The sequence below is a fragment of the Priestia sp. TRM10 genome (assembly GCF_057808375.1).
Map to the genome: position 1 here is coordinate 301,049 of NZ_JBJZOT010000011.1, position 14,073 is coordinate 315,121.

At 36.9% G+C, this 14,073-nt stretch carries 14 protein-coding genes and 1 tRNA gene; 14 read left to right on the forward strand and 1 reads right to left on the reverse strand.

Translation table 11 applies throughout. The features are described 5' to 3' along the window. Positions 1 to 118: 118 nt before the first annotated feature. The 7 genes from ACK3CR_RS09845 to ACK3CR_RS09875 all read left to right on the forward strand — a co-directional run bounded on the left by ACK3CR_RS09845 (position 119) and on the right by ACK3CR_RS09875 (position 6,569). Complete coding sequence (locus ACK3CR_RS09845) at positions 119 to 1,591, forward strand: tetratricopeptide repeat protein (protein WP_328122132.1); 1,473 nt, start codon at positions 119 to 121, stop codon at positions 1,589 to 1,591. A gap of 47 nt (positions 1,592 to 1,638) precedes the next feature. Next, positions 1,639 to 2,652 (forward strand): thioredoxin-disulfide reductase, encoded by a 1,014-nt coding sequence (gene trxB, locus ACK3CR_RS09850; protein WP_328122133.1) that lies wholly within the window; start codon positions 1,639 to 1,641, stop codon positions 2,650 to 2,652. Between the two features lie 287 nt (positions 2,653 to 2,939). Further along, a complete protein-coding gene (locus ACK3CR_RS09855; RefSeq protein ID WP_019394932.1) occupies positions 2,940 to 3,398 on the forward strand; it encodes an NUDIX domain-containing protein in 459 nt (152 codons plus the stop codon). A gap of 46 nt (positions 3,399 to 3,444) precedes the next feature. Then, positions 3,445 to 4,332, forward strand: coding sequence for an RNase adapter RapZ (rapZ, locus tag ACK3CR_RS09860; protein ID WP_019394933.1), 888 nt, complete (start codon positions 3,445 to 3,447; stop codon positions 4,330 to 4,332). Continuing rightward, positions 4,333 to 5,292, forward strand: coding sequence for a gluconeogenesis factor YvcK family protein (locus ACK3CR_RS09865; protein ID WP_019394934.1), 960 nt, complete (start codon positions 4,333 to 4,335; stop codon positions 5,290 to 5,292). A 44-nt stretch (positions 5,293 to 5,336) separates the two neighbouring features. After that, positions 5,337 to 6,293, forward strand: a complete 957-nt coding sequence (gene whiA, locus ACK3CR_RS09870) for a DNA-binding protein WhiA (RefSeq protein WP_040060227.1) — start codon at positions 5,337 to 5,339, stop codon at positions 6,291 to 6,293. Between the two features lie 18 nt (positions 6,294 to 6,311). Beyond that, positions 6,312 to 6,569 carry an HPr family phosphocarrier protein gene (locus tag ACK3CR_RS09875; RefSeq protein ID WP_019394936.1) on the forward strand — a complete coding sequence of 86 codons (258 nt, stop codon included), beginning with the start codon at positions 6,312 to 6,314 and terminating at the stop codon, positions 6,567 to 6,569. A 52-nt stretch (positions 6,570 to 6,621) separates the two neighbouring features. On the opposite strand, the gene clpP is transcribed toward ACK3CR_RS09875, so the two are convergent. Then, positions 6,622 to 7,215 carry an ATP-dependent Clp endopeptidase proteolytic subunit ClpP gene (gene clpP, locus ACK3CR_RS09880; RefSeq protein WP_019394937.1) on the reverse strand — a complete coding sequence of 198 codons (594 nt, stop codon included), beginning with the start codon at positions 7,213 to 7,215 and terminating at the stop codon, positions 6,622 to 6,624. 383 nt (positions 7,216 to 7,598) lie between these two features. Between clpP and ACK3CR_RS09885 the strand changes: the two genes are divergently transcribed. From ACK3CR_RS09885 to ACK3CR_RS09915, 7 genes are all read left to right on the forward strand, one after another. After that, positions 7,599 to 7,670 (forward strand) — tRNA-Arg (locus ACK3CR_RS09885). Positions 7,671 to 7,817: 147 nt separating this feature from the next. Continuing rightward, entirely contained in the window at positions 7,818 to 8,702 is an 885-nt protein-coding gene (locus ACK3CR_RS09890) for a hypothetical protein (RefSeq protein WP_328122134.1), read from the forward strand. Positions 8,703 to 8,846: 144 nt separating this feature from the next. Next, on the forward strand, positions 8,847 to 10,136 hold the full coding sequence (rpoN, locus tag ACK3CR_RS09895) for an RNA polymerase factor sigma-54 (protein ID WP_243516610.1): 1,290 nt from the start codon (positions 8,847 to 8,849) through the stop codon (positions 10,134 to 10,136). Positions 10,137 to 10,146: 10 nt separating this feature from the next. Then, positions 10,147 to 10,380, forward strand: coding sequence for a glutaredoxin family protein (locus ACK3CR_RS09900; RefSeq protein WP_243516612.1), 234 nt, complete (start codon positions 10,147 to 10,149; stop codon positions 10,378 to 10,380). 208 nt (positions 10,381 to 10,588) lie between these two features. Further along, a complete protein-coding gene (locus ACK3CR_RS09905) occupies positions 10,589 to 11,620 on the forward strand; it encodes a sugar-binding transcriptional regulator (RefSeq protein WP_488975310.1) in 1,032 nt (343 codons plus the stop codon). 50 nt (positions 11,621 to 11,670) lie between these two features. Beyond that, a complete protein-coding gene (gap, locus tag ACK3CR_RS09910; protein WP_019394942.1) occupies positions 11,671 to 12,678 on the forward strand; it encodes a type I glyceraldehyde-3-phosphate dehydrogenase in 1,008 nt (335 codons plus the stop codon). 188 nt (positions 12,679 to 12,866) lie between these two features. Next, on the forward strand, positions 12,867 to 14,051 hold the full coding sequence (locus ACK3CR_RS09915; RefSeq protein WP_243516614.1) for a phosphoglycerate kinase: 1,185 nt from the start codon (positions 12,867 to 12,869) through the stop codon (positions 14,049 to 14,051). Positions 14,052 to 14,073: the final 22 nt, after the last annotated feature.

The window sequence follows — 14,073 nt, forward strand, 5'->3', positions numbered from 1 at the left end:
GCCTGTCAAAGCGCTTTTTTTATAAGCTTTTGATGAGCAGCATTTTTCAGCATGCTGAAGAAATAACTATACTACACAAAAAGTTCAGGTGAAATAAATAGTGGACATGGAGGACGGAATGGAGAAAAACACACGCTCAGAAGCGGCTAAAGTTATTCCGTTGGTTCAAACAAGCGAGTACTTTTTCGATAGAGGCATTAAAGCCTACAAAAGAGGAAACGTAAAGAAAGCAAAACGATATATAGAAAGAGTATTGCAACTTGAACCGGAAAATACGGTTGTGCTCTGTCAGCTAGCTGTAATTTTAACAGACTTAGGGGATTATCAGCAGTCAAACGAATTGCTACAATCTGCTTTGCAGAATGCAAATCAAGAATCAGTGTATGAATGCCATTATTTTATGGCAAATAATTATGCTTATCTTGGTTTTTTTCAAGAAGCAAAGAAACATGCACTTCAATATATAAATAATGAAAAAAATGGTCGGTTTTCTCAAGCTGTTGAAGATTTATTAGAAATTTTATCAATTGAAATGGATGATATAGACGAAGAAGAGAATGAAAATGAAGATCGTCTTATTATGCAGCAAGAGAAAGCAAAACTATTGCTTGAAATGGCTCAATTTGAAGAAGCAAAAGAGCTTCTCCATGAGATCATTGAGGAACATCCAGAGTTTTGGGCTGCCTATAATAACTTAGCTCTTGCTCATTTTTATACAGACGAATATGAACAAGCGATGATTTATGTACGCAAAGTCCTTGAAAGTAATCCAGGAAATCTGCATGCTCTTTGTAATGAAGCAGTTTTCTACTTTAAGACAGGAAAGCAAGACTTACTAGAGAGACAGCTTACAAAACTACGTGTTGTTTATCCTATCTCATTTGATCATCGATATAAATTAGGCGTAACATTTGCTGTCATTGGGGAATATAGCGGAGCATATCGTTGGCTCTATAGCCTTTATAAAAAGGGAGCTGCCCGAGATACAACATTTTTATATTGGTTGTCTTATTCCGCTTATTATATTGGACATGAAAACCTAGCAAAACAGGCATGGGAAAAGCTGCTTGTATCTTCTCCTGAAAAAAAGGGAGAAGAACCATGGAACATTGCAGCCTCAACGGATGGTATACAAGAGGTGCTTCATTATATAAAACAAGGTGAAGAAGAGCAGTTCTTTGGTCTTTATCTCTTAGCTCAAATGGAGAATGAAGAAAGAAAAACACTTCTAACAAAAGAAACAGAACACTTTCTGTATTCCCCGTTTTTGAAAACTCTTTCTCAGGATATGCTAAAGAGTGAGGAACTTCCCCGCTGTTTGCAAATTGCTTTAACAATGAGAAAAAGCTTGCAAAGCGAAGAAGAGGAAAAAGGAATTGTATATTGGTATACTCTTTACAACAAAGCGCGATTTACTGAGATTGAAATGAAAAATATCTCTGCTTTTGCTGCAAGTGTTGTATATATGTTTTATCAAAATTTAAAAAGGCCAGTACCTCAGAAAAAAATTGCACAAGAGTATGGAATATCTCTTACAACAATGTCAAAATATATAAAGAAAATCCGTTCGGTAAGCATTGTTTCTGTCTAGAGAAAGATTGTGAAATAAACTGTAATTTTTGAGCAAAAAGATAGACGATGTTTCTAATACCTTATACGATAAGAATAAGTAAATGCATAAGTGAAGAAGGAGTGGAAGAAATGTCAGAAGAAAAAATTTATGATGTCATTATTATTGGAGCAGGTCCTGCAGGTATGACTGCTGCTGTATATACATCTCGTGCTAATCTTTCAACTTTAATGATTGAACGTGGGGTACCTGGTGGTCAAATGGCAAACACAGAAGATGTTGAAAACTACCCAGGATATGAAAATATTTTAGGTCCAGACCTTTCAAATAAAATGTTCGAACATGCTAAAAAGTTTGGAGCAGAATATGCTTATGGTGACATCAAAGAAGTTATTGATGGAAAAGAGTACAAAACTGTTGTAGCTGGAAGCAAAGAATACAAAGCTCGTGCAATCATTATTGGTACAGGGGCAGAGTATAAGAAAATTGGCGTTCCTGGTGAAAAAGAGCTTAGCGGACGCGGCGTTTCGTATTGCGCAGTTTGTGATGGAGCATTCTTTAAAAATAAAGAGCTTATTGTTGTTGGTGGAGGAGACTCTGCTGTTGAGGAAGGCGTATACTTAACACGCTTTGCTTCTAAAGTGACAATCATTCACCGCCGTGATGAGTTACGTGCTCAAAAAATTCTTCAAAAACGTGCGTTTGACAACGAAAAAGTAAACTTTATTTGGAACCATACTGTAAAAGAAATTCATGAAGGTGAAGGTAAAGTAGGCAAAGTTACGCTTATTAATACCGTAACAGGTGAGGAATCTGAAAAAGACACTGATGGTGTCTTCATCTACATCGGCATGGTTCCTTTATCTAAACCATTTGAGAACTTAGGTATTACAAATGAAGAAGGCTATATCGAAACAAACGAACGTATGGAAACGAAAGTACCGGGAATTTTTGCTGCCGGAGACGTACGTGAAAAGTCACTTCGCCAAATTGTAACAGCAACAGGTGATGGAAGTATTGCTGCTCAAAGCATCCAACATTATGTAGAAGAGTTACAAGAAGAGCTACAATCTGCTAAATAATAGGCGAAAAAGACAAAAAGGGGAGTTTAACAGAACCGTAATTGCCTTTTAACTGTGCTGTAACACCTATGTTACATTGGTTCGTTATAGTATAGATAAGTAATTGACCCCCTTTTATAAATACGTTACGTTGAGCACAGCGAGTTCAAGCTGTGCTCTTTTTTTGTAAATTTAGAGGTCAAATTGAAGTTGTTAAACATTTGTGAATGATGCCGATATATTGTTGTCTATTGCTCCTTCATTGTATAATAAGAAAAACAATAGTCGTAAACAACAGAGGTGAAAAAATGCAGCGTGTAACAAACTGTGTCTTATTAAAAGATGATAAAATTCTTCTTCTCCAAAAACCACGCCGCAACTGGTGGGTTGCTCCTGGAGGGAAGATGGAACAGGGGGAATCTGTAAAGGATTCTGTTGTTCGTGAATTTAGAGAAGAAACAGGTGTTTATTTAAAAAATCCAACAGTAAAAGGGATTTTTACGTTTGTTATTAAAGAGGGAAATGAAGTTGTATCAGAATGGATGATGTTTACCTTTTTAGCAACTGAATTTGATGGAACAAATGTCCTTGAATCTGAGGAAGGCAAGCTGTCTTGGCATAAGCTTGATGTAGTTAATGAGCTTCCAATGGCTCCTGGAGACCATCATATTATTGACTATGTTGCAAAAGGATCTGGCATGATCTACGGAAATTTCACATATACAAAAGACTTTGAGCTTCTTTCTTATAGAATCGATCCTTCATAGTCTGCAATAAATAGTAGGGATAATCTTACTAGGTAGGGGGAGAAACATGAGCATTAATTCTTCACAAGAAGTTCAGTTAGTAATTATTACAGGAATGTCTGGTGCGGGGAAGACAGTTGTTGTGCAAAGCTTTGAAGATTTAGGGTTCTTTTGTGTTGACAACCTTCCGCCAACGCTTATTCCTAAGTTCTTGGAGCTTATGAAGGAGTCTAACGGAAAAATGAATAAAGTAGCGGTTGTCATGGACTTAAGAGGACGCGAGTTTTTTGATAGTTTATTTCAGGCACTTGATCACCTTGATGAAACATCTTGGATTACGCCTCAAATTTTATTCTTAGATGCAAAAGATAATGTTCTTGTTCAACGCTATAAGGAGACAAGACGTTCTCACCCTCTTGCCAAAACAGGCATGCCGCTTGATGGTATTCAGCTTGAACGAGAGCTATTGGATGACCTAAAGGGAAGAGCTCAGATCATTTTAGATACATCGGATTTAAAACCACGCGAGCTTCGAGAAAAAGTAATAACGCAGTTCTCAACAAATAATTCTCAAGTATTTAGCGTGAATTTTGTTTCATTTGGTTTCAAATATGGTCTTCCTATTGATGCTGACTTAGTTTTTGATGTTCGTTTTTTACCAAACCCGCATTATATTGATTCGCTTCGTCCTAAAACAGGACTTCAAGAAGAAGTGTCTTCTTACGTACTAAAATGGAATGATACTCAAAAGTTTCTTGAAAAGCTTATCGATCTTTTAAAGCTTATGCTTCCACAGTATAAACGCGAAGGAAAAAGTCAGCTTATTGTTGCAATCGGATGTACAGGAGGTCAGCATCGTTCTGTTACTTTAGCTGAGTATCTTGCCAAAGTTTTTGAAGGAGATTTCAAAACAAATCCACTGCATCGAGATATTGAGAGGAGAAAACAGAAGTAAATGACTACAGCACATCCAAAGGTTGTTGTAATTGGAGGGGGAACAGGGCTACCTGTTTTACTAAGAGGATTGAAATATTATCCAATTGATATTACAGCAATCGTTACTGTCGCAGATGATGGAGGAAGTTCAGGCAGGTTGCGGGAAGAGCTAGGTATTCCCGCACCTGGTGATATTCGCAATGTTCTTGTAGCGCTTTCACGCGTGGAACCTCTTGTAGAAGACCTTTTTCAACATCGATTTTCAAGTGGGGACCAGTTAACAGGTCATGCGCTAGGTAACCTGATTCTAGCAGCGATGACATCTATAACTGGAAATTTTGTGCACGCAATCCAAGAAATGAGTAAAGTGCTTAATGTGAGTGGAAATGTGCTTCCTTCAGCTAATAAGAGCGTTATGCTACATGCAAAGATGGAAGATGGTACTGTTGTCTCAGGAGAATCTATGATTCCCCAAGCAGAGAAAACGATTGATCGTGTTTTCTTAACTCCAGAAACAATAGAGCCTGTTGAAGAAACTATCGAAGCTATTCGAGAAGCAGATATTGTTGTATTAGGTCCAGGTAGTTTATTTACAAGCATTATTCCTAATTTACTTGTTCCACAGATTGCTGAAGAGCTTTGTAAATCAGCCGCTAAAAAAATCTATGTTTGTAATGTAATGACACAACTTGGAGAAACGCATGATTATAAAGCTAGTGATCATGTATTAGCTATGTATAAACATGTTCCAAGTCCTTTTTTAAATACAATTATTGTTCATAATGGAGAAATTCCTAAAGAAATTCAGACTAAATATAAAGAAGAAAAAGCTATTCCCGTTGACTATGATCGAAGAACGTTGGAAAAACTAGGTCTACATGTTATTGCAGACGATTTTATTCAATATGATGGAGACGTTATTCGACATAATACAAGAAAAGTAGCACAAACCATTTTCTCGCTACTTCATCAAGAATAACGGGGAAATATGCTCTTTGAAAATAGAAAAGAGGGGGTGAGAGCATGTCATTTGCTTCAGTTACTAAAAAAGAGCTAACAAATATTGAAGTAAAAGAATGTTGTGCGAAAGCACAGTTATCTGCACTGATTCGAATGAATGGCTCTATGTCATTTGCAAATCGCAAAGTTGTTGTAGATATTCAAACTGAAAATGCAGCCATCGCAAGAAGAATTTATGTTTTGTTGAAACAAAGTTATGACATTGCAGTAGAACTGCTTGTTCGGAAAAAAATGCGATTAAAAAAGAACAATGTTTATATTGTACGAATGAAAGAGAAAGCCCGCTTCATTCTTCAAGATTTGCATATTATTGAAGAAGGATTTACATTTGTCCGGACCATCTCACAAGAGTTAGTAAAGAAAAAGTGCTGCAAACGAGCGTATTTAAGAGGCGCATTTTTAGCAGGAGGTTCTGTTAACAATCCAGAAACTTCTTCCTATCATTTAGAGATTTCATCTCTTTATAAAGAACACAATGATTCTCTTTGTGAGCTTATGAACGTTTTTGACTTAAATAGTAAAACATTAGAGCGAAAAAAAGGATTTATTACGTACTTGAAAGAAGCTGAGAAGATTACTGAGTTCTTGAATATAATTGGAGCTCATAATGCACTGCTTCGATTTGAGGATGTTCGAATTGTCCGAGACATGCGTAACTCTGTTAATAGGCTTGTAAATTGTGAAACAGCCAATTTGAATAAAACAATTGGAGCAGCTCTTCGACAAGTAGAGAACATTCGTTACATTGAAGAGACAGTTGGGCTTGATGTTTTGCCGGAAAAACTGAAAGAAATTGCCCAGCTACGAGTGGCTTACCAAGATGTAACGCTAAAAGAGTTAGGGGAAATGGTTTCAGGTTCAAAAATCAGTAAATCCGGCATTAACCATCGATTGCGTAAAATTGATGAAATTGCCAACAGGTTACGATTAGGAGAGTCATTAGAAGAGGTGCAAACTTAAAAGGGGAGAGATGAAGATATGGTGGAAAGAGAAATTGATATACGTTTAAAAACGGGCTTACAAGCAAGACCTGCAGCACTTTTTGTTCAGGAAGCAAATCGATTCAAGTCGGATGTCTTTCTTGAGAAAGAGGGAAGAAAGATTAATGCTAAAAGTATTATGGGATTAATGAGTTTGGCCCTAAATTCAGGGGCTGTTGTTAATCTTATTGCTTCTGGAGATGATGAAGAAGAAGCAGTTGAAGCTCTAGCAAACTTTGTTCAAAAAAAAGATTAGCCTTCTATATACAAAAACCTGTTTTCCTAAAAAGGAAAACAGGTTTTTTATATTACTTAGCTGATGGATCTTTTGTTAATACCTTATCAATTAATCCATATTCCATTGCACGATCAGCAGTCATAAAGTTATCACGGTCTGTGTCACGCTCGATAACTTCAAGTGGTTGACCAGTGCGATCAGCTAAAATGTGGTTTAGTTTGTCACGCAAGAAAAGAATACGTTTAGCAGCAATTTCAATTTCTGTTGCTTGTCCTTGAGCTCCACCTAATGGTTGGTGAATCATAACTTCACTGTTTGGAAGAGCAAAACGTTTACCCTTTTCACCTGCAGCAAGTAAGAATGCTCCCATAGAAGCAGCCATACCAATGCAGATTGTTGATACTTTTGGTTGAATAAACTGCATTGTATCGTAAATAGCCATACCTGCTGTAATTGATCCACCAGGACTGTTAATATAAAGAGAGATATCTTTTTCAGGATCTTCTGCTGTTAAGAAAAGCAGCTGTGATACGATAGAGTTTGCTACATTATCATCGATAGCACTACCAAGCATAATGATACGGTCTTTTAAAAGACGAGAGTAGATATCGTATGCGCGCTCACCACGGTTCGTTTGTTCAATAACTGTAGGAATTAGATTCATGAAAATTCCTCCTCTTAATCTAAATTTTAATATGTATCTTACTTAATATCATACAGCTAAGGTCAATAAAGGTCAAACAAAAACAATCGAGTTATTTCGACCTTGCTTATAAAGTAAAACTAACACTTATATTTTTACCCGAAACTTCTACGTCTAAACCTCAAAGGATTTAGTCATTCTGTTTTTAAAAGACTGATTTTATACCCCTCTACGTTTATTTCTACAAAAAAATACTGACACCTTTTTATAATTTTTTTGCAAGTCTTATTTTATCCTCTTAAATCTAAACAAACATTTTATACAAAAAATAAATGATAGAAAGAGGTTCAATTCAGAATTACTTGAAATCACCTTCATATTTTCATATAATAAAGAATGCACATGCCCTCGTAGTGTAGTGGATAGCACGAGAGATTCCGGTTCTCTTAGGGTAGGTTCGAATCCTATCGAGGGTGTCGAAAAAGACAAGTTGGTTGCCAACTTGTCTTTTTTTATTGGCTAAAATGTAGAAAATTGTCTTTTTTTTAGATGGACCAAGCTTGTCAATTGAGCGAATTTGCTTTAAAACTATATATGAAAGGAAAAACAAAGGAGGAATAAAATTGAAAAAGCTACATAAGTTGCTTCCGGTTGTATTTGCCTTAATGCTCGTGTTAGCAGGCTGCGGAACATCAAGCAACTCATCAAGCTCAGATGAAAACACAACAGACGAAAATCAAAGCACAGAAACAGCAAAACAAAATGATGAAAGTGCTCAAGGTGACGCAACAAAAGAAGAGAATAAGCAACAAACAAGCGATGAAGAGAGCACAAATAATGAAGAAAGTGCTAAGCAAGAAGTAAACGATGATTCGCAGGCAGAGTCAACGGTTTCGGATAAAGAAGAAGCTTCAACAGAAGAGGAAAATGTAGAAGAAGAAAGCAAAGGTTCTGTAGAGGAAGAGAATACAGAAGAAACAGCAAAACAAACGCAAGATGAAAAACAAGCTCAGGAAGTTCAGAATGAAAAACAGGCTGAAGAAGAGAGTAATGGAACACAAAAGACTCTTACTTATGAAAATAATGGCCAATCTGTAAGCGAGAAAGCAACATTAACATCTAGCGATAATCAAGGATATAATGTTTATCTTTTAGATGGATTTACTTTCTCAGCAGAAGAACCTAAAAAAGATGTTATTACAAGTAAGCAAAATTCAGATTCATTTATGCGTATTGAAATGTTAGATGAGAATGCTGATATGGCAGCAGAAGAGGAAAATGTGAAGGCATTAGCTCAAGCTGTTAACCCTGATAATTTCAAAAAAGACGAAAATATCGGATTAGCAAATGCCGTTTCATATACAGCTGTACTTGGGGAAGATGAAACAAGATTTATTCTTGTTAAAGGAAACACACCAATGAAGCTATCAATCTTTACAAAAAAGGATGGAAACCCTGCAATAGCGCCATATTTAGCAATGGCTAAAACAATTGCATTGGCGAAATAAGTAAGTAAGAATCCTTCGCGATGTTAAGCGGGGGATTCTTTTTTAAAAATAGGAGTATTTTGTTGAAAACATAAAGAAAAATTTCTGAAAAGGATTTTGATTTTTCAGACTTTATAGTAGTATAGAAAAAGGGAGGGGAAAACAATGGAGCCTTCTTTATGGCAACAACAAACGCTAAAACTTCATATGTCAACAGAATTATCACAGGCAATTTCACTTCTTCAGTTTTCAACAGCTGATCTTTTTGAGTTTCTGCAGGAGAAAGCGTTGCAGAATCCCCTTATTCAAATTAATGATTTTCATGGAGCTTTTTCTAAGAGAAAACACTACTCTGCAAGCTCTGAGCAATTGCCTGTTAAAGAACGCAAAGGCACGTTAGAAGATTATTTGATAGCTCAAATGCGTGACATGAAAATCACAGGAGAAGAAGCTAGGATTCTACAACACCTTATTTATAGCTTAAATAGCAATGGGTACCTGCAGGAAACTACTGATGAGCTAGCTAGTTTGCTTGCTATTGACGTTGAAAAAGTAGAGGAAATGGTAAGCGTACTACAGCAGTTCGAACCAATAGGGGTAGGTGCACAAAGTTTAGCGCAATGTTTATGGATTCAGCTTGACTATGTTGGAGAAGGAACAGAAGAGGATTATATCATCCTTACCGAGTATTTTGATCAATTTGCTTTTAAGAAATGGAAAGCTATTGAAAAAGAGACTAGTATTAACCTTTTTGCCATTCAGGAATTGCAAAAAAAAGTGTTGAAGCTAAACCCGAGACCAGGTGCTGCGTATGAACGAGTGAGTGATGCATATGTTACACCAGATTTTATTGTTAAGCAGAAGGCGAGTGGGAAACTTATAGTACTGCGAAACAATGATTATAACTACGATATCCAAATGGATAAAATGTATAAAAGAGGCGCAGCTTCGTCTGCCAATAAAGAAGTTCAAGCTTATTTAAAAGAGCACTACAAAGAATTTAGCTGGCTTAGCAAAGGAATTGAAACAAGAAGAGAAACATTAGGTAAAATCATGGAGAGTTTATTAGTATTACAAAAATCATTTTTCTTAGATGGACCAACAAATATGAAACCGCTAACATTAAGAGAACTTGCAGATTTTATTGATGTGCATGAATCAACAGTAAGTAGAGCGGTAAAAAATAAATATGTGCAAACACCTTTTGGAACCTATCCAATGCAATATTTTTTCACTACAAGCATCGCAAAGGGGCTTGAAGAAACATCTTCGACCTCTGTAAAGACTGCTATTAAGCATATTGTACAGAATGAAGATAAAAGTAAACCTTTGTCAGATAAGAAGATTGTTTCACAATTAAAAGAACAATATGATGTTTCCATTTCACGCCGTACAGTTGCAAAATATCGTGAACAGCTTAATATTTTGGCTTCCTCATTACGGAAAACGTATTAGAGGTGAAAAAATGAAAATTATTCTATATTCGAAAAAAGGATGTCACTTATGTGATATGGCAAAAGATCTTTTGACGGTTTTTCAGAAAAAAATCAAGTATGAATTTGAAGAAAAAGACATATATGAAGAAGACTTTTTAGTTGAAAAATATGGACTAATGATTCCAGTAGTAGAAATTAATGGAGATGTTGTGGCATATGGTAAAGTAACAAAAGACGACCTCATGCCCTTTTTCTCTAGATAGAGAGAAGAGTTTTGAAATTTTTTTAAGTAGAATATTCAACGATGGAACCGCTTACTATAAAATATGCGATTTTCTTTTGTTGAATAAGCTCAATACTCCTGATAAAATGAATTTTGTAGCAGGGGTGATTTTTTTTAGCCAATGCGGGACATAATATGTCTACGTGGGACATAAAGTGACCATGTAATTGGCTGTAAGGGGAAGGTTCATGTATTCGATTATTCAATTACAGAAAAAATTAATACCAGATCTTCTACCTTTGCTTGAAAGACGTTACCAAATTTTGTTGTACATACGGTTAATGCAACCAATTGGTCGCCGTAACTTAGCTGTAAGCCTTAACATTACAGAGCGAGTATTACGGGGAGAAGTGACCTTTTTAAAAGAACAAAATTTGATTCATGTTCAAGCAACAGGCATGACGCTTACGCATGAAGGGGAAACGTTACTCACGCAATTAGAAGATAGTATGAAAGAAGTTTCAGGTGCTTCCTTATTGGAAAGAACAATTAAAGAAGCCTTTTCTTTATCAGAAGTAATTGTCGTTTCTGGCGATAGTGATCTCTCCCCATGGGTGAAAAAAGAAATGGGAAGAGCAAGCGTTGCTTGTTTGAAAAAATACCTTGCACCCGAAGAAAACATTGTCGCTGTTACAGGGGGGACCACTCTTGCTTCCGTAGCAGAGATGATGACGCCTCATGTAAAAAACCATAAAATCACTTTCGTTCCTGCACGAGGTGGGCTTGGTGAAAATGTGAAAAACCAAGCAAATACAATTTGTGCCAAGATGGCGGAGCGTTCTTCTCAAGATTACCGTCTCTTGCATGTTCCAGATCAGCTTAGTGATGATACGTATCGCTCGATGATTGAAGAGCCTTTAATTCAAGACATGCTTCATCTTATTCGATCATCCAACATTATTCTCCATGGTATTGGAGAAGCAATGACAATGGCAAAAAGACGCCAAACAACAGAAAGTGATTTAAATAAGATCAAAAATGGACATGCTGTTGGAGAAGCTTTCGGGTACTATTTTGACCAAAACGGAAAAATTGTACACAAAGTAAAAACAATAGGCATACAGCTTGACGATTTGAACCACAATAAATATGTTATTGCAGTCGCAGGAGGTTCAACGAAGGCAAAAGCGATTAAGGCTTTTCTTAATCAAGCGCGCAATTCCATCCTTATAACAGATGAAGGCGCAGCAAAGGAGTTAGCGAGAGATCTAATATTTTAGATTTCTTCATATAAATTTAAATTTCACCATTCTTAAGGAGGATTTTACTCATGGCAGTAAAAGTTGGTATTAATGGTTTTGGTCGTATCGGCCGTAACGTATTCCGTGCAGCTCTAAATAATCCAGAGGTTGAAGTTGTTGCTGTTAACGATTTAACAGACGCTAACATGTTAGCTCATCTTCTTCAATATGACTCTGTACATGGTAAATTAGATCAAGAAGTAAAAGTAAATGGCAGCAACCTAGTTGTTGGTGACCAAGAAATCAAAGTATTATCTGAGCGTGACCCAGCGAAATTAACTTGGGGTGACCTTGGTGTTGATATCGTTGTTGAATCTACTGGATTCTTCACAAAACGTGCAGATGCTGCTAAACACTTAGAAGCAGGCGCTAAAAAAGTTATCATCTCTGCTCCAGCTTCTGAAGAAGACATCACAATCGTTATGGGTGTTAACGAAGATAAATATGATGCAGGAAGCCACCATGTAATTTCTAACGCTTCTTGTACTACTAACTGCTTAGCACCATTCGCTAAAGTACTTAACGAAAAGTTCGGTATCAAACGCGGTATGATGACAACAGTTCACTCTTACACTAACGACCAACAAATCTTAGACTTACCACATAAAGATTACCGTCGTGCTCGTGCAGCTGCTGAAAACATCATCCCAACAACTACTGGTGCTGCAAAAGCTGTATCATTAGTATTACCTGAATTAAAAGGTAAATTAAACGGTGGAGCAATGCGTGTTCCAACTCCAAACGTTTCTTTAGTTGACCTTGTAGCTGAGCTTGACAAAGACGTAACAGTTGAAGAAGTAAACGCAGCATTCAAAGAAGCAGCTGAAGGAGATCTTAAAGGTATCCTTGGTTACAGCGAAGAGCCACTAGTATCTGGTGACTACAACGGTAACGCAAACTCTTCTACAATCGATGCTCTTTCTACAATGGTTATGGAAGACAGCATGGTTAAAGTTATCTCTTGGTATGATAACGAAAGTGGTTACTCAAACCGTGTAGTAGATCTTGCTGCTTACATCGCAAAACAAGGTCTATAAGTTATAAATTACCTCAAACTATAAATTTCGAACAATTTGTAGTTGGCTTACATGCTTTATAACAACTATAATGTAAATGTGAAACAGGGGGAGCGGGGATTTGTCCCCCGTTTTCCCTGTTTTTGTTTTCTTCGTTCGTTTTACAATGAGAGCACCCAAAAACTCATCATGCAAAGGAGGTCTTTACGGTGAACAAAAAAACTGTTAAAGATATCGATCTTAAAGGAAAACGCGTTTTTTGTCGTGTAGATTTCAACGTCCCAATGAAAGACGGAAAAGTTACAGACGAAACACGTATCAAAGCAGCTTTACCAACAATTAACTACTTAATTGAACAAGGTGCTAAAGTTATTCTTGCAAGCCACCTTGGTCGTCCAAAAGGAGAAGTTGTTGAAGAACTTCGTTTAACGCCAGTTGTTGAACGCCTTCAAGATCTACTAGGCAAGCCTGTTGCAAAAGCAGACGAAGCTTATGGAGAAAACGTAAAGCAAATGATCAGCAACATGAACGAAGGAGATGTTCTTGTTCTTGAGAACGTTCGTTTCTATGCTGGAGAAGAGAAGAATGATTCAGAGCTTGCAAAAGCATTCTCTGAGCTTGCAGACGTATATGTAAACGATGCATTTGGCGCTGCCCACCGTGCACATGCATCAACAGCAGGAATTGCTGAGCATATTCCAGCGGTTGCAGGTTTCTTAATGGAGAAAGAACTTGAAGTACTTGGTAAAGCTCTTTCAAATCCAGAGCGTCCGTTCACTGCTATCATTGGCGGAGCAAAAGTTAAAGACAAAATCGGTGTAATTGACCATCTTCTTGATAAAGTAGATAACTTAATCATTGGTGGAGGTCTTTCTTACACATTCATCAAAGCATTAGGCCATGATGTTGGTAAGTCTCTTCTAGAAGAAGATAAAATTGATCTAGCAAAAACATTCATGGACAAAGCAAAAGAAAAAGGTGTAAACTTCTACGTGCCTGTTGATGTTGTTGTAGCAGATGATTTCTCAAATGACGCTAACACACAAGTTGTTGACATCGATAGCATTCCAAGTGATTGGGAAGGCTTAGATGCTGGTCCAAAAACGCGTGAAATCTATGCAGATGTTATTAAAAACTCTAAGCTTGTCATTTGGAACGGTCCACTAGGCGTATTTGAGCTTGATACATTTGCAAACGGAACAAAAGCTGTAGCAGAAGCGTTAGCAGAAGCGACTGATACATACTCTGTAATCGGTGGTGGAGACTCTGCAGCAGCTGCTGAGAAATTTGGTTTAGCAGATAAAATGAGCCATATTTCAACAGGTGGCGGAGCTTCGCTTGAATTTATGGAAGGTAAAGAACTTCCAGGCGTTGTAGCACTTAACGACAAGTAAAATCAACGTTTACACAGCACTT

Excerpts from the sequence above, each read along its gene's own strand:
- whiA (WP_040060227.1), top strand. The coding sequence starts at position 5,337 with ATGTCATTTGCTTCAGTTACTAAAAAAGAGCTAACAAATATTGAAGTA.
- trxB (WP_328122133.1), top strand. The coding sequence starts at position 1,639 with ATGTTTCTAATACCTTATACGATAAGAATAAGTAAATGCATAAGTGAA.
- ACK3CR_RS09905 (WP_488975310.1), top strand. The coding sequence starts at position 10,589 with ATGTATTCGATTATTCAATTACAGAAAAAATTAATACCAGATCTTCTA.
- ACK3CR_RS09865 (WP_019394934.1), top strand. The coding sequence starts at position 4,333 with ATGACTACAGCACATCCAAAGGTTGTTGTAATTGGAGGGGGAACAGGG.
- ACK3CR_RS09900 (WP_243516612.1), top strand. The coding sequence starts at position 10,147 with ATGAAAATTATTCTATATTCGAAAAAAGGATGTCACTTATGTGATATG.
- ACK3CR_RS09875 (WP_019394936.1), top strand. The coding sequence starts at position 6,312 with ATGGTGGAAAGAGAAATTGATATACGTTTAAAAACGGGCTTACAAGCA.
- ACK3CR_RS09855 (WP_019394932.1), top strand. The coding sequence starts at position 2,940 with ATGCAGCGTGTAACAAACTGTGTCTTATTAAAAGATGATAAAATTCTT.
- rapZ (WP_019394933.1), top strand. The coding sequence starts at position 3,445 with ATGAGCATTAATTCTTCACAAGAAGTTCAGTTAGTAATTATTACAGGA.
- rpoN (WP_243516610.1), top strand. The coding sequence starts at position 8,847 with ATGGAGCCTTCTTTATGGCAACAACAAACGCTAAAACTTCATATGTCA.
- clpP (WP_019394937.1), bottom strand. The coding sequence starts at position 7,215 with ATGAATCTAATTCCTACAGTTATTGAACAAACGAACCGTGGTGAGCGC.
- gap (WP_019394942.1), top strand. The coding sequence starts at position 11,671 with ATGGCAGTAAAAGTTGGTATTAATGGTTTTGGTCGTATCGGCCGTAAC.
- ACK3CR_RS09845 (WP_328122132.1), top strand. The coding sequence starts at position 119 with ATGGAGAAAAACACACGCTCAGAAGCGGCTAAAGTTATTCCGTTGGTT.